This is a genomic window from Streptomyces rishiriensis (genome assembly GCF_030815485.1).
In the GTDB taxonomy this organism is placed as follows: Bacteria; Actinomycetota; Actinomycetes; order Streptomycetales; family Streptomycetaceae; genus Streptomyces; species Streptomyces rishiriensis_A.
The window spans coordinates 7,428,138-7,450,089 of record NZ_JAUSWV010000002.1; the positions used below are offsets into that span (position 1 = coordinate 7,428,138).

Consider the following 21,952-nt stretch of genomic DNA (forward strand, 5'->3'; position numbering starts at 1 on the left):
CGAGGCGGCTCAGCCCAGACGGCCGACCCCGCCGAACTCGATCCACTCCTGGGTGAGCTGGCGGGGCGCGACCTCGGTGTCGGGCCGCCAGGTGGAGACCTCCACCAGTCCCGGGTCGAGGATGTCCGTGCCCTCGAAGAACGCGGCGACGTCCTTCTCCTGACGCACCCGGCCCCAGTGGCCCTCGGTGGCCTTGTCCATGAAGTCGGTGACGAACTCCCTGACCTGCGGATCGTCGCTGACCAGCTGGCACATCACCAGGAAGCTGCCGGGCGCGAGGCGTTCGGTCACCCGGCGGACGACCGCCTGGGGGCCGTCGGTCTCGCTGTCGGGGATGCAGTGGAAGACCGAGTTGAACAGCACGGCCACCGGCTGTGAGAAGTCGATCAGCCGCCGGGTGTCCTCGTGCGTGAAGATCGCCTCGGTCTCCCGCAGGTCGGCGTGGATGACCGCGGTCCGCTCGTCCTGCTCCAGCAGCGCCCGGCCGTGCACCAGCACCATGGGGTCGTTGTCGACGTAGACGACGCGCGCGGCCGGGTCGACGCGCTGGGCGACCTGGTGCACGTTGTCCTGGGTGGGCAGGCCGGAACCGTGGTCCAGGAACTGCCGGATCCCGAACTCCTGCGACAGGGTCTTGACGACTCGCTGGAGGAAGCGCCGGTTGTTCAGCGCGAGGGTGCGGGTGCTCGGGACGACCTTGTCGAGTTCCTCGCAGGCCGCGCGGTCGGCCGCGTAGTTGTCCTTGCCGCCCAGGTAGTGGTCGTACATGCGTGCGGCTGTGGGGACGGCCGCATCGATCGACGTGGACAGCTGCTTGCCAGGCTGCATCTCTTCCCCCAGAACGCCGCCGCACCACGGACTGGCGCGGTCGACAACACATCCTAGGGAAACGGTAATTGGCGGCACCACCCCCTTCGCCGACGGTTCCCCTGAAGGTGTCGGCGCGAGGCGCCCTTTCTGGACTGCTGGTCCAGCTTCTGGACGTGTGGTCTAATCGATGCCATGGAACCCCAGGAGAACGAGCAGGACGTGATCCTGCGCGCGCTCGCCCCCGTCGTCGACGGGATCGCGGCCACGTTCGGGCCGGTGTGCGAGGTGGTGCTGCACGACTATCGGCAGCCGGAGCGTTCGGTCGTCGCCGTGGCCGGATCGGTGACGGGGCGCACGGTCGGCGGGGCGATGAGCGAGATCGGCATGCGGGTCCTCGCCCGGGGTGACGACGCCGCCGACGAGCTGAATTACGTGACCCGCACCGGCGCCGGACGGCTGGTGAAGTCGTCCACCATGGTGCTGCGCGACTCCACGGGCACGGTCTTCGGAGCGCTGTGCGTCAACGTGGACGTCACCGAGGTCGACCGGGTGCAGGGGCTGCTGGCGGCGCTCGCGGGCGCGGCCGGCGGCCGCGCCGAGGCGCCCGTGACCACCTTCGGCGACGACATCGACTCCGTCGTCGACGCCCTCCTCGACGACCGACTGCGGCACCAGGGCCAGACCTGGACCGGCCTCGACCGCGCGCGGCGCCTGAAGCTGTTCCGCAGCCTCGACGAACGCGGCGTGTTCGCCGTACGCCGCGCGATCGAGCAGGTCGCCGCCCGTCTCGGGATCTCCCGCGCCTCCGCCTACAGCTACCTCTCGCAGTCCAGGGCCACCGACGCGAGCGGAGCCGACGGCCCCGACAGCACCGACGACCACCCCGAGGGAGCACACCCGTGACGACCACACCCCCGCCGATCACCCTCGACGACGTGCGCGACGCGGCCGCCCGGCTCAGGGGCGTCGCGCACCGCACACCCGTGCTCCGCTCGCGCACCCTGGACGCGCTGGTCGGCGCCGAGGTCCTGCTGAAGTGCGAGAACTTCCAGCGCGTCGGCGCCTTCAAGTTCCGCGGCGCCTACAACGCCGTCTCCCGGCTGGCCCCCGAGCAGCTCGCCCGGGGCGTCGCCGCGTACTCCTCCGGCAACCACGCCCAGGCCGTCGCCCTGGCCGCGCGGGAACTCGGCGCCACGGCGGTGATCGTCATGCCCGAGGACGCGCCCCGCTCCAAGCGGGCGGCGACGGAGGGCTACGGCGCCGAGATCGTGACCTACGACCGCTACACCGGCGACCGGGTGGCCATCGCCGAGGCACTGGCCGCCGACCGCGGCCTGGCGCTGATCCCGCCCTACGAACACCCGCACGTCATGGCGGGCCAGGGCACCGCCGCGCTCGAACTCCTCGAGGAGGCGGGCGAGCTGGACGCCCTGCTGGCGCCGGTCGGCGGCGGCGGACTGATCGCCGGCAGCGCGACCGCGGTCAAGGGGCTGCGGCCGGGCACCCGGATCGTCGGTGTGGAACCGGAGGCCGGGGACGACACCAAACGGTCGCTGGAGGCGGGCCGACGGGTCGAGATCCCCGTGCCGCACACCATCGCCGACGGCCAGGCCCTGCACACACCCGGCGAGCTGACCTTCTCCGTGAACCGGCGGCTCGTGGACGAGATCGCCCTGGTCGGGGACGACGAGATCCGCGCGGCCATGCGGTTCGCCTTCGAACGTCTGAAGATCGTTGTGGAGCCGAGCGGCGCCACCCCGATCGCCGCGCTTCTCGCCGGACGGGCCGGTGTGCTGCCCCGGCGCGTGGGCGTGATCGTCTCCGGCGGCAACATCGACACCGGCCGTTTCGCCGAGCTGTGCGGCGGCGGCTGAGAGGCCGGTGCCACCGATTGGCGGCCCCCGCGGGACGGGCGGAGGATGGACGCGTGGGGCTCGGCCCCCGACCGGCGACGCCCAGGGCCGCCGCGGAGACCGGCCCCGGCCGTGGTGAGGCGCGGCCGGAAGGAGGAGCGTCATGATGGAAGTGAAGGCGCTCGAGAAGCCGGACGAGCGGCGCGATTTCCCCCGGGGGCACCTCGAGGCCGTCCATATGACGGGGCTCGACTTCGCCGTGGCGACGTTCGAACCGGGATGGCGCTGGTCCGAGTCGCTGGCGTCCCTCGCGGGCACGGCCACCTGTCAGATCCACCACAACGGCTATGTGGTCCAGGGCCGCATGCACATCACCATGGACGAGGGCGGAGAGTGCGAAGTGGGCCCCGGTGACGTCTTCGTGGTGTCGCCCGGCCATGACGCCTGGGTCGTGGGCGACGAACAGTGCGTGGTCTACGACTTCGCCGGAGCGATGGCCAAGGACTACGCCAAGTCGCGGTAGCGCCGGGACGATACGGCTAGACCGGGAGCAACCGGCCGACCAGAGCGCCGAGTTGGTGGGCGTTGCGGCACTCGTGCATCGCGACCGACTCGGCGTACTCGCGGGCGGCCGAGTCGCCCGTGCCCCACAGGGAGCGCGGCTCCGGGTTCAGCCAGTGGACGTGTCGGGCCTGTGCGACGATCTGCCGGAGCGCGGCCAGGTTCGGGTCGCTCATGTTCGTGCGGGCGTCGCCGAGCACGAACACGGTGCTGCGCGGGCCGGCCGCCGCACCGTAGCGCTGGGTGAACTCGCCCAGGGCGACGCCGTAGTCGCTGCTGCCGTGGTACCCCGTCAGGTTCGCCTCGGCCCGGATACGGGCGCCGAGGCCCTCCGGGTCGGCCGCGCCGTGCCGGAGGAGTCCGGTCACCTCGTCGATCCGGTTGACGAAGGCGAACACCCGCACCTTGCTGAACTGGTCGTGCAGCGCCTGCACCAGCAGCATCGTGAAGTCGGAGAAGCCGGACACCGATCCCGACACATCGCACAGCAGCACCAGCTCGGGCCGGGCCGGGCGCCGGCGGCGCAGCACCGGCCGCATCGGCACCCCGCCCGTGGAGAGCGAGCCGCGCAGGGTGCGCCGCAGGTCGATGGCGCCCCGGGAGGCCCGGCGCCGGCGGGCCGCCATCCGGGTCGCCAGTTTGCGGGCCAACGGCTGCACCGTTCGCCGCAGTTCGGCCAGCCGGTCCTTCCCGGCGTACAGGAAGTCGACCCGGTCGGCGGTCGGCGCCACCGCCCGGCGGGCGATCTCGTCGCGCCCCCGCCGCTCCGCCACCCGGCGCCGCGCCTCGCCCGCCACCAGCGCGCGGAAAACCTCGATGCGGCGCCGGATCTCGTCCTCGAGCAGCCGGTCGGTGAATCCGACGTCACCGCCCCGGGCCCGGAGGTCGTCCCGCACCCGCGCCAGCAGCGTCTGCGGACGCAGTCGTTCCAGCGTCTGGTACGACGACCAGCCGTCCGCGCCGGGTGAACTCCCGTACCCGCCCAGCCCGTCGACCGCCTCGATCGCCAACCGGGCCAGCATCGTCTCGTCGCCGGCGGCGAGTGCGGCGGCCAGCCGGTCGCGCAGGTCGTCACGGTCGCCGGGGTCGCCCCAGGGCGCGCCGACGCCGCGCGGGAAGTACAGGTCGAAGACGGTGTCGAAGACCCGCCGCTGGTCCGTCGAGTGCAACAGCGTGGCGGCCAGCCCCTCGCGCAGCAGTCCGCGGTCGGAGAAGCCGAGCGCCGCCGCGGCTTCGGCGGCGTCCACCGTCTCGCCGGTGCCGACGCGCAGGCCGTGGGCGCGCAGCGCGGCGACGAAGCCGACCAGGCGGTCGGCGACCTCGGCGCTCACACGGCGTCCAGGTCGAGCTTCGCGCCGGCCTTGAGGATGTCGTCCTGGTGCTTCAGGATCACGCCCAGGCTGTCGCGTACGACGTTCTCGTCGAGGGTGGTGGCGCCGAGCGCGAGCAGGGTGCGCGCCCAGTCGATGGTCTCGGCGACGGAGGGCGCCTTGCGCAGGTCCATCGCGCGCAGCGCGCCGATCACCCGGACCACCGACTCGGCCAGTGCCGCTTCGATGCCGGGCACCTTCAACCGGACGATCCGCCGCTCCAGCTCCTCCTCGGGGAAGCCGATGTGGAGGAACAGGCACCGGCGGCGCAGCGCCTCCGACAGCTCACGGCTGGCGTTGGAGGTGAGGACCACGAACGGGCGGCGCGTGGCGGTGATCGTGCCGAGTTCGGGGACGGTGACCTGGAAGTCGCTGAGCACTTCGAGGAGCAGCCCCTCCACCTCGACGTCGGCCTTGTCGGTCTCGTCGATCAGCAGGACGGTCGGCTCGTCGCCGCGAATGGCGGTCAGCAGCGGCCGGGGGAGGAGGAACTCCTCGCTGAAGATGTCCGTGCGCGCCTCGTCCCAGGTCTCGTCACGGCCCGCGCTGATGCGCAGCAACTGCTTGGCGTGGTTCCACTCGTACAGCGCGCGGGACTCGTCGACGCCCTCGTAGCACTGGAGCCGTACCAGCCGGGCCTCCGCCACCCGGGCCACGGCCTTGGCGAGTTCCGTCTTGCCGACGCCGGCGGGGCCCTCCACGAGCAGCGGTTTGCCGAGCCGGTCGGCGAGGAAGACGGTCGTGGCGACGGCGGGGGAGGCCAGGTAGCCGCTCTCGGCGAGCCGGGCGGAGACATCGTCGACGGATGAGAACAACGGGGCCTCCGGGCGGATCGTTCGCGGGTTCGGCGAGTGTTCGATCACCTATCTAAGCGCTTGTTCACCCCCCTTGTCATCAGCGGTCGGGATGAGTGGTCGGGGCGTTGTCGGTGGCGGACGGTACGTTGCGATCATGGGTGTGTATCTGGTGAGCGTCACCGCGCGGGACTGGTCGGAGCCCGGCGAGGACGGGTACGGCGACGTCGCGGCCGCGCTGAACACGGAGTTGGGGCGGCGCGGGCTGCCGCCGTACCGGCCGCCGGAGACGGTGCGGGACGCACCGGGGTTCGAGGAGAAGATCAGCCCTGCCATGGACGGCTTCACCGCGCTGTGCCGGGCGCACCTGACCGGCGCGGAGCTGTCCACCCTGCTCGACTGGTCGGTCCTGGTGCCGCTGCCGCTGGAGGAGGAGATCGTGCTCCCCGTCGGCACCGCGTACACCGAGGACGAGTCGACGGTCGCCGGTGCCTCGCGGGTCCTCGCCCTGGCCGAGCGGCTGGCCGAAGCCGTCGCACTGCCGCTGGACGCGATACCGGCCGGAAAGCACCTCGCGCTCAGCCTGTGGTTCATGGAGGAGCCCACCGGGGGCGGGGCGAGGAAGACCGCCGGGACGCGGCCGGGCCCGTGGACCGACGACCCGGCCGCGGCCTTCTACGTGGCGCTGTACCTGCGCGCCGCCCAGTACTCCCTGCGGCACGCCTGCCCGATGACGTACATCTGAGCCGCGCACGCATGCCGGGCGCGGCGCTCAGCCGACCAGGATCACCTCCAGGGTGCGCGGGCCGTGCACGCCCTCCACCCGGTCCAGCTCGATGTCACTGGTCGCCGAAGGACCGGAGATCCACGTCAACGGGCGCCCCGGATCGAGCCGTTCGAGGGCCTGTGGCACGGACGACACCACCTGCTCGGGGACGCGCACCACACAGATGTGGTGGTCGGGGACCAGGGTGATCCGGCGTCGCCCCTGGTCGGGGCCGCCGTCCAGCACGATCGTCCCGGTCTCGGCGACCGCCACGGCGCAGGCCGTGACCACGCTGTCCACCCGGTCGAGTTCGTGCGCGCCGCTCTCCGCCCGGTCCGGCACGCGCGCGACGTCCGTCTCCGCCAGCCAGGCCTCGTCGAGACCGGGCGGCACGAGTACGGCAGCCGCCTTGCGCTCGGCGAGCAACCGGGCGAGCACGGACGCCAGTTCGTCCGCGGCGCACCGGTGCACCACGGCCCGGTAGTCCGCCAGGTTCTCCGCCAGCAGCGCGACCGTCTCCTCGGTGCTCCGGGAGCCGTGTTCCCGCAGATAGTCGCGCGCGACGGCGTCCTCGTACCCGGGGTCGTCCTGCGGCACATCGGCCAGGGCGCGCCGCACCCGCCCCAGAATCCGCTCCCTGCTGCTCACTTCGCCGTCCCCTCGTCGCCGGTCCCGCCGTTCGTACGCTGCCACCAGTCGCGGAACGGCTCGGCGGGCAGCGCCGGCAGATCCCGCGACGCGCTCCACGCCTTGCCGGGACCGGGCAGCGTACGAGGATGCAGCCGGCGGGTCCGGGACGCCAGCCGCTGCCCGGCGCGCAGGGCGCCGGGCCGGCTGAACGCCCAGCGCGCCGCGCGCATCGCGGCCCGCTCGGCGCCGTGGCCCTTGGCGGGCTTGAGCACCACCTTGTTGCCCTCGCGCGTGACCGGGCCGCCCTGGACGACCCGTTCCCGCAGGTGCACCAGCACCTCCGGGATGTCGATGGCCACCGGGCACACCTCGTAGCAGGCGCCGCACAGCGACGAGGCGTACGGCAGCGAGGCGTCGATCTCGCTCCCGGTGCCGCGCAGCTGGGGGCTGAGGATCGCGCCGATCGGGCCCGGGTAGACCGAGCCGTAGGCATGGCCGCCGGCCCGCTCGTACACGGGGCACACGTTCAGACAGGCGGAGCAGCGGATGCAGCGCAGGGCCTGTCGGCCGACCTCGTCGGCGAGGGTGTCGGTGCGGCCGTTGTCCAGCAGCACCAGATGGAAGGTGCGGGGGCCGTCGCCGTCCGTCGTGCCCGTCCAGGTCGACGTGTACGGGTTCATGCGCTCGGCCGTCGAGGACCGGGGCAGCGTCTGGAGGAAGACCTCCAGGTCCCGCCAGGTCGGCACGATCTTCTCGATGCCGACGACGGAGATCAGCGTCTCGGGGAGGGTGAGGCACATCCGCCCGTTGCCCTCGGACTCGACGACCACCAGGGTGCCGGTCTCGGCGACCATGAAGTTGGCGCCGGAGACGCCGACCTTGGCGCGCAGGAACTTCTCGCGCAGGTGCAGGCGGGCGGCGTCGGCGAGCTCGGCGGGGGTGTCGGTCAGACCCTCGGGGGCGGGGCGGCCCCACTCGCTCATCTCGCGGGCGAAGATCTCCCGGATCTCGCCCCGGTTGCGGTGGATCGCGGGGACCAGGATGTGCGACGGCCGGTCCTTGCCCAACTGCACGATGAGCTCGGCGAGGTCGGTCTCGTAGGCGCGGATGCCCTCCGCCTCCAGCGCCTCGTTGAGCCCGATCTCCTGCGTGGCCATGGACTTGACCTTGACGACCTCCGACTCGCCGGTCTCCTTGACGAGGCCGGCCACGATCCGGTTGGCCTCGTCCGCGTCGGCGGCCCAGTGGACGATGCCGCCCGCCGCCGTCACCGACTCCTCCAACTGCACCAGGTACCGGTCGAGATGACGCAGCGTGTGGTCCTTGATCCGCTTGCCCGCCTCCCGCAGCTCCGCCCAGTCGGACACCTCGGCCACGGCGTTCGCGCGTTTGGCCCGGATGGTGTGTGTGGCGTGCCGCAGATTGGCGCGCAGGGTCTGGTTGCCGACCGCCTCGTGCGCGGCCTTCGGAAAGGCCGGCATTCCTACGAACGTCCCGCTCATGCCGTCGGCTCCTCCTCCGTGCTCGCCAGGATCTCCGCGATGTGCACGGGCCGCATGCCGGTCCTCAGCCGGGTCATGGTCCCGCCGATGTGCATCAGACAGGAGTTGTCCGCCGCGCACAGCACCTCGGCGCCCGTCGACTCGGCGTTGCGCACCTTGTCGGCGCCCATCGCCGCCGAGACGTCGGAGTTCTTCAGCGCGAACGTCCCGCCGAAGCCGCAGCACTCGTCGGCCCCCGGCAACTCCACCAGCTCCAGCCCCCTGACCGCCCGGAGCAGCTGCCGGGGCCGTTCCCCGAGTCCCAGTCCCCGCAGCCCGTGACACGTCGGGTGATAGGTCACCGTGTGCGGGTAGTACGCGCCGACGTCCGTCACCCCGAGCACGTCCACCAGGAACTCGGTGAGCTCGTACGTCTTCGGGACCACCGGCGCCAGGGTGGCGGCGAGCGTGTCTCCCCGCCCTTCGGCCCTGGCCCGCTCGCCCATCCGCGGATACAGCTCCCGGACCATCGCCCCGCAGGACCCGGAGGGCGTCACGATCGCCTCATACTTCCCGAAGACATCGGAGAAATGCCGGGCGAGCGGCTCGGCCTCATGGCGGTAGCCGGTGTTGTAGTGGGCCTGGCCGCAGCAGGTCTGGGCCATCGGAAAGTCGACCTCGACCCCCAGCCTGGTCAGGAGTTTCACCACGGCGCGGCCGGTCTCGGGATAGAGCGTGTCGTTGACACAGGTGAGGAACAGTGCGACACGCATCGCGGCTCCTTGCGGGTAGGTCATCGGATGAGTGCAGACTAGTCCGGTGCAGGGGCCCGGGGGAGACCCCGGCTCACCGCGTGGCGAGCCGGGCCTCCGCCTCGCGCCACCGCTCGGCGTCGCCCTGCGGCGTGTAGCGCGTCAGCGGCTGCGTACGGGCGAGCAGCCGGCGCAGGTCGGCACGGTCGCCGACCAGTCCGTGCGTCCGCGCCTGGACCAGCACGTTGCCGAGGGCCGCGGCCTCCGTCGGGCCGGCCACCACCGGCAGTCCGCAGGCGTCGGCGGTGAGCTGGCACAGCAGCGCGTTGCGGGTGCCGCCGCCGACGATGTGGACGACGTCCACGGGATGGTCGGCCAGCCGCTGGGCCTGCGCGATCGCCCGCCGGTGGGCCAGGGCCAGCGAGTCGAGGATGCACCGCGTGATCTCGGCGGAGGAGGCGGGCACCGGCTGCCCGGACGCGCGACACGCCTCGGCGATCCGCTCCGGCATCCGCCCGGGCGCGAGGAAGGCGGCGTCCCCGGCGTCCACGACCGAGCGCAGCGCGGGCACGGCGGCCGCCTCCCGCAGCAGCCCGCCCAGGTCCGGGTCGCCCCAGGCCCGCAGACACTCCTGCAGGAGCCACAGCCCCATGATGTTGCGCAGGTAGCGGACCGTGCCGTCCAGCCCCAGCTCATTGGTGAAGTTGGCGGCCCGGCTCTCCTCGGTGAGCACCGGCGCCGTCAGCTCAAGACCGGCCAGCGACCAGGTGCCGGTGCAGATGTAGGCGAACCGCTCGCCGGTCGCCGGGACGGCGGCCACGGCCGAGGCCGTGTCGTGGGAGCCGACCGTCGTCACCGGTACGGGCCCGGTCAGCCCCGTCTCCTCCAGCACCTCCGCCCGCAGCAGCCCCGCCGGGTCGCCGGGCCGCCGCAGCGGCGCGAACAGCTCCAGGTCGATGCCCAGCCGGGCGGCGACGCCGTACGACCAGTCGCCCGTCGCGGGATCGATCAGCTGGGTGGTGGAGGCGTTGGTGAGCTCGGTGCCCTGCTCGCCCGTCAGCCAGTAGGTCAGCAGGTCGGGGATGAGCAAGAGGCGCCGCGCATGGGCCAGTTGCCGCGTGTCGCGGGCCGCCGTCAGCTGGTAGAGGGTGTTGAAGGGGGCGTACTGGAGGCCGGTGGCCGCGTACAGCTCGGCCGCCGGCACGGTCGCCCACACCTTCTCGGCGACCCCTTCGGTACGGGCGTCCCGGTAGTGCACCGGGTTGCCGAGAAGGGCTCCGTCGGCGTCCAGCAGGCCGTAGTCCACGGCCCAGCTGTCGATGCCGACCGAGTCCACCCGGCCGGCCGCCCGCAGCCCGGCCAGCACCCCCGCGTACAGGGACAGCACGTCCCAGCGCAGTCCCTCCGGGACCCGGACCGGCCGGTTGGGGAAGCGGTGCGCCTCGGCCAGTTCCAGCGAGTCCGGGCCCACCCGGCCGACCATGACGCGCCCGCTGGACGCGCCGAGGTCGACCGCCGCGTACGACCGCACGGCCGTCACCGGAGGAACGCGGCCGCCACACCCGCGTCGACGGGGACGTGCAGTCCGGTGGTGTGGGTCAGTTCGCCGCCGGTGAGCGCGAACACCGCGTTCGCGACATGGTCCGGCAGCACCTCGCGCTTGAGGATGGTCCGCTGGGCGTAGAACTCGCCGAGCTTCTCCTCCTCGATGCCGTAGGTCGCGGCCCGCTGCGCGCCCCAGCCGCCCGCGAAGATGCCCGACCCGCGCACCACACCGTCCGGGTTGACGCCGTTGACGCGGATGCCGTGCTCACCCAGCTCGGCGGCCAGCAGCCGGACCTGGTGGGCCTGGTCGGCCTTGGTCGCGGAGTAGGCGATGTTGTTGGGGCCGGCGAAGACCGCGTTCTTCGACGCGATGTAGACGATGTCGCCGCCCAGCTCCTGGGCGATCATCACCCGCGCCGCCTCACGGGAGACGAGGAACGACCCGCGGGCCATGATGTCGTGCTGAAGGTCCCAGTCGCGCGCCGACGTCTCCAGCAGCGGCTTGGAGATGGAGATGCCGGCGTTGTTGACGACGAGGTCGACCCCGCCGAAGGCGAGCGCGGCGGCCCGGAAGGCGCCGGCGATCTGCTCCTCGGAGGTGACGTCGACGGTGACGGCGACGGCCTTGTCGGGCCCGCCGAGCTCCTCGGCGACGGCGGCCGCGTTCTCGGCGTTCAGATCGGCGACGACGACACACGCGCCCTCGGCGACCAGGCGCCGGGCGATGGCCTTGCCGATCCCGCTGCCGGCACCGGTGACCAGGGCCACCCGGGTGGCCAGCGGCTTCGGCGCGGGCATCCGCTGGAGCTTGGCCTCCTCCAGGGCCCAGTACTCGATGCGGAACTTCTCCGACTCCTCGATCGGCGCGTAGGCGGACACCGCCTCCGCGCCACGCATCACGTTGACGGCGTTGACGTAGAACTCGCCGGCCACCCGCGCGGTCTGCTTGTCCTTGCCGAAGGAGAACATGCCCACGCCCGGGACGAGCACGATCGCCGGGTCGGCGCCGCGCATCGCGGGGGAGTCGGCGTCGGCGTGCCGCCGGTAGTAGGCGGCGTACTCCTCGCGGTACTCGGCGTGCAGCTCCTTCAGGCGCGCGACGGCGTCCTCCACCGCGACGCTGGGCGGCAGGTCCAGGACCAGCGGCCGCACCTTGGTGCGCAGGAAGTGGTCCGGGCAGGAGGTGCCGAGCGCGGCGAGCCGCGGGTGCTCGGCCCGGGCCAGGAAGTCGAGCACGGCGTCGGAGTCGGTGAAGTGGCCCACCTGGGGGCGGTCCTGGGAGGCGACGGCCCGCACGTACGGCGCGAGCGCGGCGGCCCGCTCCCGACGCTCGTCCTCGGGCAGCGCCTCGTAACCCTCGAGGACCGGCCCGAACGGATCGGCCTTCCCCTTCTCCGCGAGGAAGGCCTCGGCGGTCCGGATGATGTGCAGCGAGTTGCGCTCGCACTCCTCGGAGGTGTCGCCCCAGGCGGTGATCCCGTGCCCGCCGAGGACGCAGCCGATCGCCTGCGGGTTGGCGGCCTTCACGGCGGCGATGTCCAGTCCCAGCTGGAAGCCGGGCCGCCGCCAGGGCACCCACACCACGCTGTCGCCGAAGCACTCGGCGGTCAGCTTCTCCCCGTCGGCGGCGCAGGCGAGCGCGATCCCGGAGTCGGGGTGCAGGTGGTCGACGTGGGCGGCGTCGACGAGCCCGTGCATGGCGGTGTCGATCGAGGGCGCCGCGCCGCCCTTGCCGTGCAGGCAGTAGTCGAACGCGGCGACCATCTCGTCCTCGCGCTCGACGCCCGGGTACACGTCCTTCAGAGCGCGCAGCCGGTCCAGTCGCAGCACGGCGAGCCCGGCCCCGGTCAGGGTGCCGAGATCCCCACCGGACCCCTTCACCCACATCAGCTCGACGTCCCCGCCGGTCACGGGGTCGGTGTCGGAGGCCTTGGCGGAGGTGTTGCCGCCGGCGTAGTTGGTGTTACGGGGATCGGCGCCGAGCCGGTGGGACCGACCGAGCAGGGCGGCGGCTTCGGGGTGGGTGGACATGCGGATTCCTTACTTCTCGAACGCGGGGGACGGAGCGCGCCCCGAAGGAGCGCGGAGAACTGCGCGACCAGCCACGACGGGCCCGCAGTCCGCGACGGACAGGTGACGGCGGACGCTTACGCCCCCCACCCCGCCTGCTCCCCGCCGACCCGCGAGGCGACGATCTTCTCGGCGTACCCGGACGCCCGGTACGCGGCCATGGGGTCGGGGTCGAGCCCCATCTCCTCCCGCACCTCACGCAGCAGCGGACGCACGTCCGTGTTGTACGCGTCCATGACCACCGCGTTCGCCTCGAGCACATCCCCGGACGCCTGGGCGGCGGCCAGCGCCGTCCGGTCGACCAGCAGCGCCTTCGCCGTGGCCTCCTGCACGTTCATCACGGACCGGATGATCGCCGGGATCTTCGCCTCGATGTTGTGGCACTGGTCGAGCATGAACGCCACGTCGGAGGTGAACCCGCCGCCGCGCACGACCTCGTACATGATCCGGAACAGCTGGAACGGGTCGGCGGCACCCACCATGAGGTCGTCGTCCGCGTAGAACCGCGAGTTGAAGTCGAACCCGCCGAGCTTTCCCTCGCGCAGCAGCGTGGCGACGATGAACTCGATGTTGGTGCCGGGCGCGTGGTGCCCGGTGTCGACCACGACCTGCGCCTTGGGCCCGAGCTTCAGGCAGTGCGCGTACGCCGTGCCCCAGTCCGGCACGTCCGTCGAGTAGAAGGCGGGCTCGAAGAACTTGTACTCCAGCAGCATCCGCTGCCCGTCCCCGAGCCGCTCGTACACCGCGGCGAGGCCCTCGGCGAGCCGGTCCTGCCGCTCCCGCAGATCGTCCTGGCCGGGATAGTTCGTGCCGTCGGCGAACCAGAGCTTCAGATCGGCGGAGCCGGTCGCGTCCATGATGTCGACGCACTCCAGCAGATGATCGAGCGCCTTGCGCCGCACCGCCGCGTCCGGGTGACAGACGCTGCCCAGTTTGTAGGCGTCGTCCTGGAAGGTGTTGGAGTTGATCGCGCCCAGCTTCACGCCGCGGTCCTCGGCATGTTTCGCAAGTGCTGAGTAGTCCTCCACCTTGTCCCACGGGATGTGCAGGGCCACGGTCGGGGCGGCGCCGGTGAAGAGATGCACCTGCGCCGCGTCGTCCAGCTTCTCCTGGGGGGTGCGGGGGACGCCCTCCTGGGCGAACACCTTGAAACGGGTGCCTGAGTTCCCGTACGCCCACGACGGCGTCTCGACGGCCTGGGTCTTCAGCGCGGCCTTCACCGCGGCGAGGTCGGTCACTTCGGGCTCCTGTGACATCGGTCCGGAACAACTCCCGGATGAAACGATTCAGAACGGGAAGCTATGAGGCTGCGGGAAGAGTGTCAAGCCCTCTGGGCTGCTTCGTTCTCCGTGACCGCCGCGTGACCTTCGGCTATCGAAAACTTTTCGAGACGTACCCATTGACGTGACATGGCCGGGCTGCCTAACGTCCCGGCAATCCAGTTGAAACCTTTCACGACGCCGTGAGGGCACGTCCCGGGCGTCGTCGAGGAGCCATCCATGACCCACCCGTCCGACGCGGGACCGGCCCCGGTGCTGGCGTTGAGGGACGTAGCCAAGTCCTTCGGCGCCGTTCGCGCCCTGCGGGGCGTCTCCCTGGAGCTGTTCCCCGGTGAGGTGCACGCCCTCGCCGGCGAGAACGGCGCGGGCAAGTCCACGCTCATCAAGACCCTCGCGGGAGTGCACCGGCCCGACGCGGGCCGGGTGCTGCTCGACGGTGAGCCCGTCGTCTTCCACGGCCCCGGCGACGCCCGCGACGCCGGTATCGCCGTGATCTACCAGGAGCCCACGCTCTTCCCCGACCTGTCGATCGCCGAGAACATCTTCATGGGGCGCCAGCCCCGGCGCGCCCTCGGCCGCATCGACCACAAGGCCACCCACGCGGCCACCGCCGATCTGATGCGGCGCCTGGGCGTCGAACTCGACCCCGACCGTCCGGCGCGCGGCCTGTCCATCGCGGACCAGCAGATCGTCGAGATCGCCAAGGCGCTCTCCTTCGACGCCCGCGTCCTGATCATGGACGAGCCGACCGCCGCTCTCACCGGCAGCGAGGTCGCCCGGCTGTTCGGCGTCGTGCGCACCCTGCGTGAGCAGGGCGCGGCGGTGCTGTTCATCTCGCACCGGCTGGAGGAGATCTTCGAGATCTGCCAGCGGGTGACCACCCTGCGCGACGGCGCCTGGATCGCCAGCGAACCGCTGGCGGACATGACCGAGGACGACCTGGTCCGCCGGATGGTCGGCCGTGACCTCGACGAGCTCTACCCCAAGCAGGACGTGACACCGGGCGAGGTCGCCCTCAGCGTCCGCCGGCTGACGCGGGAGGGTGTCTTCACCGACGTCTCCTTCGAGGTCCGGCGCGGCGAGATCGTCGGCCTCGCCGGACTCGTCGGCGCCGGGCGCACCGAGGTCGCCCGGGCGGTCTTCGGCATCGACCGCTGGGACGCCGGGGAAGTCGAGGTCCAGGGCCGCCGGCTGACGAACGGCGCGCCCTCCACCGCGATGGCGGCCGGCCTCGCGCTGGTCCCCGAGGACCGGCGGGCCCAGGGCCTGGTGATGGACATGTCGATCGAGCGCAACATCGGTCTGACCGGCCTGCGCACGACCGTGAAGGCCGGCCTGATGGACCGCGGCGCCGAACGCAGCCGTTCCCTCGACTGGGCGGTCAAGCTCCAGGTCAAGTACGCCCGGATCGCCGACACCGTCAACACGCTGTCCGGCGGGAACCAGCAGAAGGTCGTCCTCGCCAAGTGGCTCGCCACCGGTCCCAGGGTGCTCATCGTCGACGAGCCGACCCGCGGTATCGACGTCGGCACCAAGGCCGAGGTGCACCGGCTGCTCAGTGAGCTGGCCGCCGACGGGGTCGCCGTCCTGATGATCTCCTCCGACCTGCCCGAGATCCTCGGCATGGCCGACCGCGTGCTGGTGATGCACGAGGGCCGGCTCGCCGCCGAGATCCCCCGTACCGAAGCCACCGAGGAAACCGTGATGGCCGCAGCCACCGGGAGGGCAGCCGCATGACGGTGACCGCCTCCCACGAGGCCCCCGTCGCCGAGGCGTCGAAGTCCGGCGGCACCCGGCTGGTCGACCGCGTCTTCAAGATGCGCGAACTCGCCATCCTGGTCGTCTTCCTGGTGATGATCGCCGTCACCCAGGCCGGCAACAGCGAGTTCCTGTCCGAGCAGGGCATCAAGGACCTGCTGCTGAACGCGACCATCCTGGTGCTGGTCGCCACCGGCCAGTCCCTGGTCGTCATCACCCGCAACGTCGACCTGTCGGTCGGCTCCACCCTCGGCATCAGCGCCTTCGCCGCCGGCACGTATCTGCACGGCGGCGGCAACCCGGTGATCGCGATCGTGCTGGCGATCCTGCTGGGCGTCGGCTTCGGCCTCCTCAACGGCCTGCTGGTCAGCCTCGGTCAGGTTCCTGCCCTCGTCGTCACCCTCGGCACGCTGTACATCATCCGCGGCATCGACTCCATCTGGGTCGGCTCCCGCCAGATCACCGCGGCCGACCTGCCGAACTCGTTCGTCGACTTCGGCTCCGGCGGTCTCTCGGCCGTCCCGTGGCTGGCGCTGATCGCGCTCGCCGTCCTCATCGCCACCGCGTACTACCTCAAGCACTTCGGCAGCGGACGCGAGCTGTACGCGCTCGGCTCCAACCCGGAGGCCGCCCGGCTCGCCGGCATCCCCGTCCGCAAGCGGATCCTCGCCGCGTACACCTTCTGCGGCGGTCTCGCCGGCCTCGCCGGGGCGATGTACCTGGCCCGGTTCGGCAACGTCGACTCCGGGACCGGCAACGGCTACGAACTCACCGTCGTCAGCGCGGTCGTGGTCGGCGGCGTCGTCTTCACCGGCGGCTCCGGCAGCGTCTACGGCGCAGCCCTCGGCGCACTGCTGCTCACCTCCATCAACAGCGTCCTGCCCGCCCTCGGCGTCAGTTCGGTCTGGGTGCTCGCCATCAACGGCGTGCTGCTCCTGCTGGCCATCGCGGTCGACCGGGTCGTCGCCCTGCGGGTGGCCTCCGCGCTGAAGAAGAAGTCGGGGGCGGCCCGGACCGGCGCCGCCCCCGCGCAGCCCACCGTCAAGAAGGGAGACGCCGGCCATGCCTGAGTCGCTCACCCGCGCCGTCCGCTGGGACACGGTCGTCGGCGCCCTCCTCATCGTCCTGCTGCTGTTCTCGTTCTCCTTCGTGGACGGCTTCGGCAACGCCCTCAACCTGTCGTTCCTGATCGGCAACACCCTGCCGATCGCGCTCATCGCGCTGCCGATGACCCTGCTGGTCGTCGCCGGCGAGATCGACCTGTCCGTCGCCTCCACCGCCGGGCTGTCCGGCGCGGTGATGGGCGCCCTGTGGAACCAGGGCCTGACGATCGAGGCGATCATCCCGGTCTGCCTGCTGCTCGGTGTGGTGTGCGGGCTGGTCAACGGCCTGCTCGTGACCCGCCTCGGGCTCCCCTCGCTCGCCGTCACCATCGGCACCATGGCCGCCTACCGGGGCATCGCGCAGATCGTGCTCGGCTCCGACGCGGTCACCGACTTCCCCACCCAGTACCTGGACTTCGCGGCCGGCCGGCTCGGGGACACCTTCCTCCCGCAGGCATTCCTGCCCTTCGTCGTGCTGCTCGCGATCGCCGTGGTCGTCCTGCACGCCACCCCGTTCGGCCGCTCGCTGTTCGCGATCGGCGCCAGCGAGGAGGCCGCCCGGTTCGCCGGCATCCGGGTCAGGCGGCACAAGCTGGTCCTGTTCACGGTGACCGGCCTGATGGCCTCCCTCACCGGCATCTTCTGGGCCCTGCACTACGCCAGCGCCCGTTACGACAACGCCACCGGCCTCGAACTCTCCGTCATCGCCGCCGTCCTGCTCGGCGGTATCGACTTCGACGGCGGCAAGGGCACGCTCGGCGGCGCGATCGCGGGAGTCTTCCTGCTCGGCGCCGCGCAGAACGTGATGAGCCTCCAGGACGTCTCCGCCCAGTCGCAGATCGTCGTCACCGGCGTCCTGCTCGTCGTCTCCGTGCTCGGCCCCCGGGTCGCACGGCAGATCTCCGTCGCACGGGCGGGCCGTAGAGCCGCGGCCCCGACGCCGACGGTCTAACTCCGCTTCGCTCACCTCGTAAAGGAACCCCGTGATGCGCAAGTCATCCCTCCGTCGTGCCTGTGCGGCCCTGGCCGCCGTCTCCTCCCTCGCGCTCGCCGCCACCGCCTGCGGCGGCACGACCAAGGAGGACGTGAAGAACGAGAGCACCGGCGCCGCCGCCGCCGCCGGCAAGGCCGACCCCGGCGCGGCCACCAAGAAGGGCCTGACGGTCGGCTTCCTGCCCAAGCAGGTCAACAACCCCTACTTCACCTCCGCCGACAAGGGCGGCGAGGCGGCCCTGAAGACGCTGGGCTCCGGCTACAAGGAGGTCGGCCCCTCCAGCGCCACCGACACCTCCAGCCAGGTGTCCTACGTCAACACCCTCACCCAGCAGCAGGTCGACGCGATGGCCGTGTCCGCCCAGGACCCGGGCGCCCTGTGCACCGCGCTCAAGCAGGCCATGAGCAACAAGATCAAGGTCGTCACCTACGACTCGGACACCAACCCCGAGTGCCGCAACGCCTTCGTCTCGCAGGCGTCCGCCGAGGACCTGGGCCGTACCGAGGTGCAGCTGCTCGCCGAACAGATCGGCTACAAGGGCGAGATCGCGATCCTGTCCGCCGCGCAGACCGCGACGAACCAGAACACCTGGATCGACTTCATGAAGGACGAGCTGAAGGACGCCAAGTACAAGGACGTCAAGCTCGTCAAGGTGGCCTACGGCAACGACGACGCCCAGCAGTCCTTCCAGCAGACCCAGGGCCTGCTCCAGCAGTACCCGAACCTGAAGGGGATCATCTCCCCGACCACCGTCGGCATCAAGGCGGCCGCCCAGTACCTGTCGGGCTCCAAGTACAAGGGCAAGGTCAAGCTGACCGGCCTCGGCACCCCGAACGACATGCGCACCTACGTCAAGAACGGCACCGTCGACGCCTTCGAGCTCTGGGACCCCTCGAAGCTCGGCGCGCTGGCCGCCCAGACGGCGGTGGCGCTGGTCTCGGGCCAGATCACCGGCGCGCAGGGCGAGACCTTCAAGGCCGACGGCACCACGTACACCATCGGCAAGGACGGTGTGATCAGCCTCGGCAAGCCGACCGTGTTCGACGCCAAGAACATCGACCAGTTCAACTTCTAGTCGCCGATCGCCTCGAACCCCCCACGGAGGAGCGGTACTTCATGCAGCGCGTCTGTTTCCTGCTCAAGGTCCGCCAGGACCGGCTCGCCGAGTACCGCGAACGCCATGCCGCCGTGTGGCCGGAGATGCTGGAAGCTCTCTCGGCCACCGGCTGGCACAACTACTCCCTCTTCCTGAGAGACGACGGCCTGCTCGTCGGCTATCTGGAGACGGAGGACTTCGCCGCGGCCCAGGCCGGTATGGAGGCCGCCGACGTCAACGCCCGTTGGCAGGCCGAGATGGCCCCGTTCTTCGAGTCGCTCGACGGCGCCCGGCCCGACGAGGCGATGAAGCCCCTCACCGAAGTGTTCCACCTCGCCTGACACCCCCGTCCCCCTCCCTCCCCTCCGCTCCGTTCCCTTCGTTTCCCGCTCTCGCAGACGATGGAGTCCCCCGAGATGAGACGACGCACCCTGCTGGCAGGCGCTCTCCTCAGCGCCGCGGCGTCCCCGGTCCTCGCCGCCGGCACCGCCCGCGCCGCCGACCCCGGCCCCTCGGTCACCAAGAAGGCGACCACGCAACTCGACGCCACGGCCCTGTTCTTCGTGTCCTACGACGGCCTGGTCAACAACAACTCGTTCCAGAAGAACGGTCTGCTGACCTACAAGGGCTACCAGTACGCCGCCTGGTACACGTCCACCAAGAACGCGGTCGTCGCCCGCCGCGTCCTCGGCGGCACCGCCTGGTCCACCGTCACCCTCGCGCACCAGCTCAAGGCCAGCGACTCGCACAACGTCATCTCCATGGGCGTCTCGAAGAGCGACGGCCGCCTGCACCTCAACATGGACTCCCACAGCGACGGCTTCTTCTACGTGAAGTCGGTCGCCGGACTCCTGGACAACCCGGCGACCACCTCCTGGACGTCGTCCGTCTTCGGCGCCGTACAGACCACCCTCGACGGCCTCGCGCTCACCACCCAGTTCACCTACCCGCAGTTCATCGCCACCGCCGAGGGCAGACTCCAGCTCAGCTACCGGGTCGGCATCTCCGGCAACGGCCGCAACGCCCTCGCGGAGTACGACGGTTCGACCTGGACGAACCTCGGCGAGTGGTCCAGCTCCACCGGCACCTACACCAGCGAGCACGGCTCCTCGACCGTCCGCAACATGTACCTGCACGGCATCGACTACGACGTCAACGGCCGGCTGCACTCCTTCTTCACCTGGCGCGAGCAGAACGGCGCCGTGATGTGCGCCGGCGGCGGCATCACCAACCACGACACCGGCTACGTCTACTCCACCGACCGCGGGCGCACCTGGCGCAACAACGCGGGCACCGTCGTCGGCACCACGGGCGGCTCCGACAAGGTCGCCGTCACGGACGCCGGACTCGTCGTGGACGCGCTCAACCCCGACCACTCCCTGATGAACCAGGAGAGCCAGGCCACCGACTCCGCCGGCCTTCCGCACGCGATCATCAGCTACGTCCCCGGCCGCTTCGGCCAGTGCACCACCGACTACGTCAGCGACCGCACGGCCAACGGCCGCGCGTTCCACCTGCGCAAGAACTCCTCCGGGAGCTGGCAGAAGACGGAGATACCCGTGGTCCTCGGTTCCAGCCAGCGCACCAAGCTGGTCCTGGACAAGTACGACAACGCGTACGCGATCTTCCCCTTCGGCCGGATCGCCGGCGCCTCCAAGGCCTCCGGTTACACGGACTGGACGGTGCTCTTCGACGGCAGCGGCCTCAACGCCTTCGGCGAGGTCGTGATCGACGAACTGCGCGTCAAGGCCGACAACATGCTGTCGATCATGTACCAGGAGAAGTCGAGCGGGACGACCCCCTCGGCGCTCCACGTCGTCGACTTCGCCCTGCCCGCATGACCCGTATCCGCACTCGGACAGGGGTGCGGCGGGATGACGGTAATGTGAAGGCCGTCCCGCCGTACCCCGTTCACCTGGAGGTCCCCGCCTGATGGCCCAGCCGGTGGGAATCAAGGACGTCGCCCGTGCCGCCGGAGTGTCCGTCGGCACGGTCTCCAACGTCATCAACCGCCCGGACACCGTCGCCACCGAGACCCGGGCACGCGTGCTGTCGGCGATAGACCGGCTCGGCTACGTGCGCAGCGAGTCCGCCCGGCAGTTGCGCGCGGGACGCAGCCGCATCATGGGGCTGCTCGTCCTCGACATGGGCAACCCCTTCTTCGTCGACGTCGCCCGCGGCGCCGAGCGGGCCGCCCGCGACGCCGGGCTCGGCGTGATGGTCTGCAACAGCGCCGAGAGCGTCGGCGAGGAGGCCGAGTACCTGTCGCTCTTCGCCGAGCAGCGGGTACGGGGCGTGCTGCTCACCCCGGCCGACGCGACCGGCCGCAACATCGCCTCCTTCCGCCGGCACGGCATCCCCTTCGTCCTCGTCGACCGCGTCTCCGAGGGCACCACCGAGTGCTCGGTCTCCGTGGACGACGTGGCGGGCGGCGCGCTCGCCGTACGGCATCTGGTCGACGCCGGGCACCGCTCGATCGCCTACGTCAGCGGCCCGCCCGGTTTCACCCAGGTCCGCGACCGCCGTACCGGAGCCCTGAACGCGCTCGCCGAGGCGGGCCTCGGCCCGGACTCCCTGCGCGAGTTGCCCACCGAGCGGCTCGACGTGGCCGCCGGACGGGACGCGGGCGCCCGCCTGCTGGGCCTCGGCGACCGCCGCCCGACCGCCGTGTTCTGCGCCAACGACCTGCTCGCCCTCGGCGTGCTCCAGGCGATGTACGCGGCGGGGGTGAAGGTGCCGGAGGACCTGGCCATCGTCGGCTACGACGACATCGAGTTCGCGGCCGCCGCGGCCGTCCCCCTCACCTCGGTCCGGCAGCCCGCCGTCATCATGGGCGCCCTGGCCGCCGAGATGCTGCTGGAGGAGACCGAGGAAGGAGGGGCGACAGGAGCGGGCGCCGGCCGGCACGAACACCGGCGGGTGGTGCTCCAGCCGGAGCTGGTGGTGCGCAGGTCCAGCCTCTCGGCGCGCTGAGCGACGGTTCAGCAGCCGTGCTGAGTGCCCGTTCAGTAGCCGTTCATGATCCCCCGGGCTCCTGCACCACCCCGACATGTGCTGAACTGGGACGCGGCCCTTACACCGATCGTCCC

20 protein-coding genes are annotated in these 21,952 nt (G+C 71.4%); 11 read left to right on the plus strand and 9 right to left on the minus strand.

Annotated features, from left to right (window positions below):
* Positions 1 to 9 precede the first annotated feature (9 nt).
* Complete coding sequence (locus QF030_RS35430; protein ID WP_307166640.1) at positions 10 to 828, minus strand: SAM-dependent methyltransferase; 819 nt, start codon at positions 826 to 828, stop codon at positions 10 to 12.
* Positions 829 to 1,002: 174 nt separating this feature from the next.
* Between QF030_RS35430 and QF030_RS35435 the strand changes: the two genes are divergently transcribed.
* From QF030_RS35435 to QF030_RS35445, 3 genes are all read left to right on the plus strand, one after another.
* Positions 1,003 to 1,713 carry a helix-turn-helix transcriptional regulator gene (locus QF030_RS35435; RefSeq protein WP_307166641.1) on the plus strand — a complete coding sequence of 237 codons (711 nt, stop codon included), beginning with the start codon at positions 1,003 to 1,005 and terminating at the stop codon, positions 1,711 to 1,713.
* On the plus strand, positions 1,710 to 2,684 hold the full coding sequence (locus QF030_RS35440) for a threo-3-hydroxy-L-aspartate ammonia-lyase (RefSeq protein ID WP_307166642.1): 975 nt from the start codon (positions 1,710 to 1,712) through the stop codon (positions 2,682 to 2,684). The genes QF030_RS35435 and QF030_RS35440 overlap by 4 nt, the downstream gene beginning before the upstream one ends.
* A gap of 142 nt (positions 2,685 to 2,826) precedes the next feature.
* Positions 2,827 to 3,186, plus strand: a complete 360-nt coding sequence (locus tag QF030_RS35445) for a cupin domain-containing protein (protein ID WP_307166643.1) — start codon at positions 2,827 to 2,829, stop codon at positions 3,184 to 3,186.
* A gap of 16 nt (positions 3,187 to 3,202) precedes the next feature.
* Here the strand turns inward: QF030_RS35445 and QF030_RS35450 are convergent, their stop codons facing one another.
* Positions 3,203 to 4,555 carry a vWA domain-containing protein gene (locus tag QF030_RS35450; RefSeq protein ID WP_307166644.1) on the minus strand — a complete coding sequence of 451 codons (1,353 nt, stop codon included), beginning with the start codon at positions 4,553 to 4,555 and terminating at the stop codon, positions 3,203 to 3,205.
* Entirely contained in the window at positions 4,552 to 5,409 is an 858-nt protein-coding gene (locus tag QF030_RS35455; protein WP_307166645.1) for an AAA family ATPase, read from the minus strand. The genes QF030_RS35450 and QF030_RS35455 overlap by 4 nt, the downstream gene beginning before the upstream one ends.
* Positions 5,410 to 5,545: 136 nt before the next feature.
* Between QF030_RS35455 and QF030_RS35460 the strand changes: the two genes are divergently transcribed.
* Complete coding sequence (locus QF030_RS35460) at positions 5,546 to 6,133, plus strand: hypothetical protein (protein ID WP_307166646.1); 588 nt, start codon at positions 5,546 to 5,548, stop codon at positions 6,131 to 6,133.
* A gap of 27 nt (positions 6,134 to 6,160) precedes the next feature.
* Here QF030_RS35460 and QF030_RS35465 read toward each other — a convergent pair whose 3' ends face one another.
* The 6 genes from QF030_RS35465 to rhaI form a co-directional block, all read right to left on the minus strand.
* The gene (locus QF030_RS35465; protein ID WP_307166647.1) at positions 6,161 to 6,802 is read right to left on the minus strand and encodes a LutC/YkgG family protein; all 642 of its coding nucleotides are present in this window, start codon (positions 6,800 to 6,802) and stop codon (positions 6,161 to 6,163) included.
* Positions 6,799 to 8,286 carry a LutB/LldF family L-lactate oxidation iron-sulfur protein gene (locus QF030_RS35470; RefSeq protein WP_307166648.1) on the minus strand — a complete coding sequence of 496 codons (1,488 nt, stop codon included), beginning with the start codon at positions 8,284 to 8,286 and terminating at the stop codon, positions 6,799 to 6,801. The genes QF030_RS35465 and QF030_RS35470 overlap by 4 nt, the downstream gene beginning before the upstream one ends.
* The gene (locus QF030_RS35475) at positions 8,283 to 9,038 is read right to left on the minus strand and encodes a (Fe-S)-binding protein (protein ID WP_307166649.1); all 756 of its coding nucleotides are present in this window, start codon (positions 9,036 to 9,038) and stop codon (positions 8,283 to 8,285) included. The genes QF030_RS35470 and QF030_RS35475 overlap by 4 nt, the downstream gene beginning before the upstream one ends.
* A gap of 73 nt (positions 9,039 to 9,111) precedes the next feature.
* Complete coding sequence (locus QF030_RS35480; protein WP_307166650.1) at positions 9,112 to 10,548, minus strand: rhamnulokinase; 1,437 nt, start codon at positions 10,546 to 10,548, stop codon at positions 9,112 to 9,114.
* 5 nt (positions 10,549 to 10,553) lie between these two features.
* Complete coding sequence (locus QF030_RS35485; protein WP_307166651.1) at positions 10,554 to 12,593, minus strand: bifunctional aldolase/short-chain dehydrogenase; 2,040 nt, start codon at positions 12,591 to 12,593, stop codon at positions 10,554 to 10,556.
* Between the two features lie 116 nt (positions 12,594 to 12,709).
* Positions 12,710 to 13,870, minus strand: a complete 1,161-nt coding sequence (gene rhaI, locus QF030_RS35490) for an L-rhamnose isomerase (protein ID WP_307166652.1) — start codon at positions 13,868 to 13,870, stop codon at positions 12,710 to 12,712.
* Between the two features lie 261 nt (positions 13,871 to 14,131).
* Here rhaI and QF030_RS35495 point away from each other — a divergent pair, with 261 nt between their 5' ends.
* The 7 genes from QF030_RS35495 (at position 14,132) to QF030_RS35525 (ending at position 21,836) form a co-directional block, all read left to right on the plus strand.
* On the plus strand, positions 14,132 to 15,649 hold the full coding sequence (locus QF030_RS35495; RefSeq protein WP_307166653.1) for a sugar ABC transporter ATP-binding protein: 1,518 nt from the start codon (positions 14,132 to 14,134) through the stop codon (positions 15,647 to 15,649).
* Positions 15,646 to 16,740, plus strand: a complete 1,095-nt coding sequence (locus QF030_RS35500; RefSeq protein ID WP_307166654.1) for an ABC transporter permease — start codon at positions 15,646 to 15,648, stop codon at positions 16,738 to 16,740. The genes QF030_RS35495 and QF030_RS35500 overlap by 4 nt, the downstream gene beginning before the upstream one ends.
* Complete coding sequence (locus QF030_RS35505; protein WP_307166655.1) at positions 16,733 to 17,725, plus strand: ABC transporter permease; 993 nt, start codon at positions 16,733 to 16,735, stop codon at positions 17,723 to 17,725. Before QF030_RS35500 ends, QF030_RS35505 begins: the two co-directional genes overlap by 8 nt.
* A 34-nt stretch (positions 17,726 to 17,759) precedes the next feature.
* Positions 17,760 to 18,842, plus strand: a complete 1,083-nt coding sequence (gene rhaS, locus QF030_RS35510) for a rhamnose ABC transporter substrate-binding protein (protein ID WP_307166656.1) — start codon at positions 17,760 to 17,762, stop codon at positions 18,840 to 18,842.
* A 41-nt stretch (positions 18,843 to 18,883) separates the two neighbouring features.
* A complete protein-coding gene (locus QF030_RS35515) occupies positions 18,884 to 19,204 on the plus strand; it encodes an L-rhamnose mutarotase (RefSeq protein WP_020127639.1) in 321 nt (106 codons plus the stop codon).
* Between the two features lie 75 nt (positions 19,205 to 19,279).
* On the plus strand, positions 19,280 to 20,704 hold the full coding sequence (locus QF030_RS35520; RefSeq protein ID WP_307166657.1) for a BNR repeat-containing protein: 1,425 nt from the start codon (positions 19,280 to 19,282) through the stop codon (positions 20,702 to 20,704).
* Positions 20,705 to 20,795: 91 nt separating this feature from the next.
* Positions 20,796 to 21,836: a LacI family DNA-binding transcriptional regulator gene (locus QF030_RS35525; RefSeq protein ID WP_307166658.1), complete on the plus strand. Its 1,041-nt coding sequence runs from the start codon at positions 20,796 to 20,798 to the stop codon at positions 21,834 to 21,836.
* Positions 21,837 to 21,952 lie beyond the last annotated feature (116 nt).

Bases quoted from the DNA above. Each gene is read 5' to 3' on its own strand.
- QF030_RS35505 (WP_307166655.1), top strand. From the start codon at position 16,733: ATGCCTGAGTCGCTCACCCGCGCCGTCCGCTGGGACACGGTCGTCGGC.
- QF030_RS35430 (WP_307166640.1), bottom strand. From the start codon at position 828: ATGCAGCCTGGCAAGCAGCTGTCCACGTCGATCGATGCGGCCGTCCCC.
- QF030_RS35475 (WP_307166649.1), bottom strand. From the start codon at position 9,038: ATGCGTGTCGCACTGTTCCTCACCTGTGTCAACGACACGCTCTATCCC.
- QF030_RS35500 (WP_307166654.1), top strand. From the start codon at position 15,646: ATGACGGTGACCGCCTCCCACGAGGCCCCCGTCGCCGAGGCGTCGAAG.
- QF030_RS35445 (WP_307166643.1), top strand. From the start codon at position 2,827: ATGATGGAAGTGAAGGCGCTCGAGAAGCCGGACGAGCGGCGCGATTTC.
- QF030_RS35520 (WP_307166657.1), top strand. From the start codon at position 19,280: ATGAGACGACGCACCCTGCTGGCAGGCGCTCTCCTCAGCGCCGCGGCG.
- QF030_RS35515 (WP_020127639.1), top strand. From the start codon at position 18,884: ATGCAGCGCGTCTGTTTCCTGCTCAAGGTCCGCCAGGACCGGCTCGCC.
- QF030_RS35470 (WP_307166648.1), bottom strand. From the start codon at position 8,286: ATGAGCGGGACGTTCGTAGGAATGCCGGCCTTTCCGAAGGCCGCGCAC.
- QF030_RS35485 (WP_307166651.1), bottom strand. From the start codon at position 12,593: ATGTCCACCCACCCCGAAGCCGCCGCCCTGCTCGGTCGGTCCCACCGG.
- QF030_RS35460 (WP_307166646.1), top strand. From the start codon at position 5,546: ATGGGTGTGTATCTGGTGAGCGTCACCGCGCGGGACTGGTCGGAGCCC.
- QF030_RS35495 (WP_307166653.1), top strand. From the start codon at position 14,132: ATGACCCACCCGTCCGACGCGGGACCGGCCCCGGTGCTGGCGTTGAGG.
- QF030_RS35435 (WP_307166641.1), top strand. From the start codon at position 1,003: ATGGAACCCCAGGAGAACGAGCAGGACGTGATCCTGCGCGCGCTCGCC.
- rhaS (WP_307166656.1), top strand. From the start codon at position 17,760: ATGCGCAAGTCATCCCTCCGTCGTGCCTGTGCGGCCCTGGCCGCCGTC.
- QF030_RS35525 (WP_307166658.1), top strand. From the start codon at position 20,796: ATGGCCCAGCCGGTGGGAATCAAGGACGTCGCCCGTGCCGCCGGAGTG.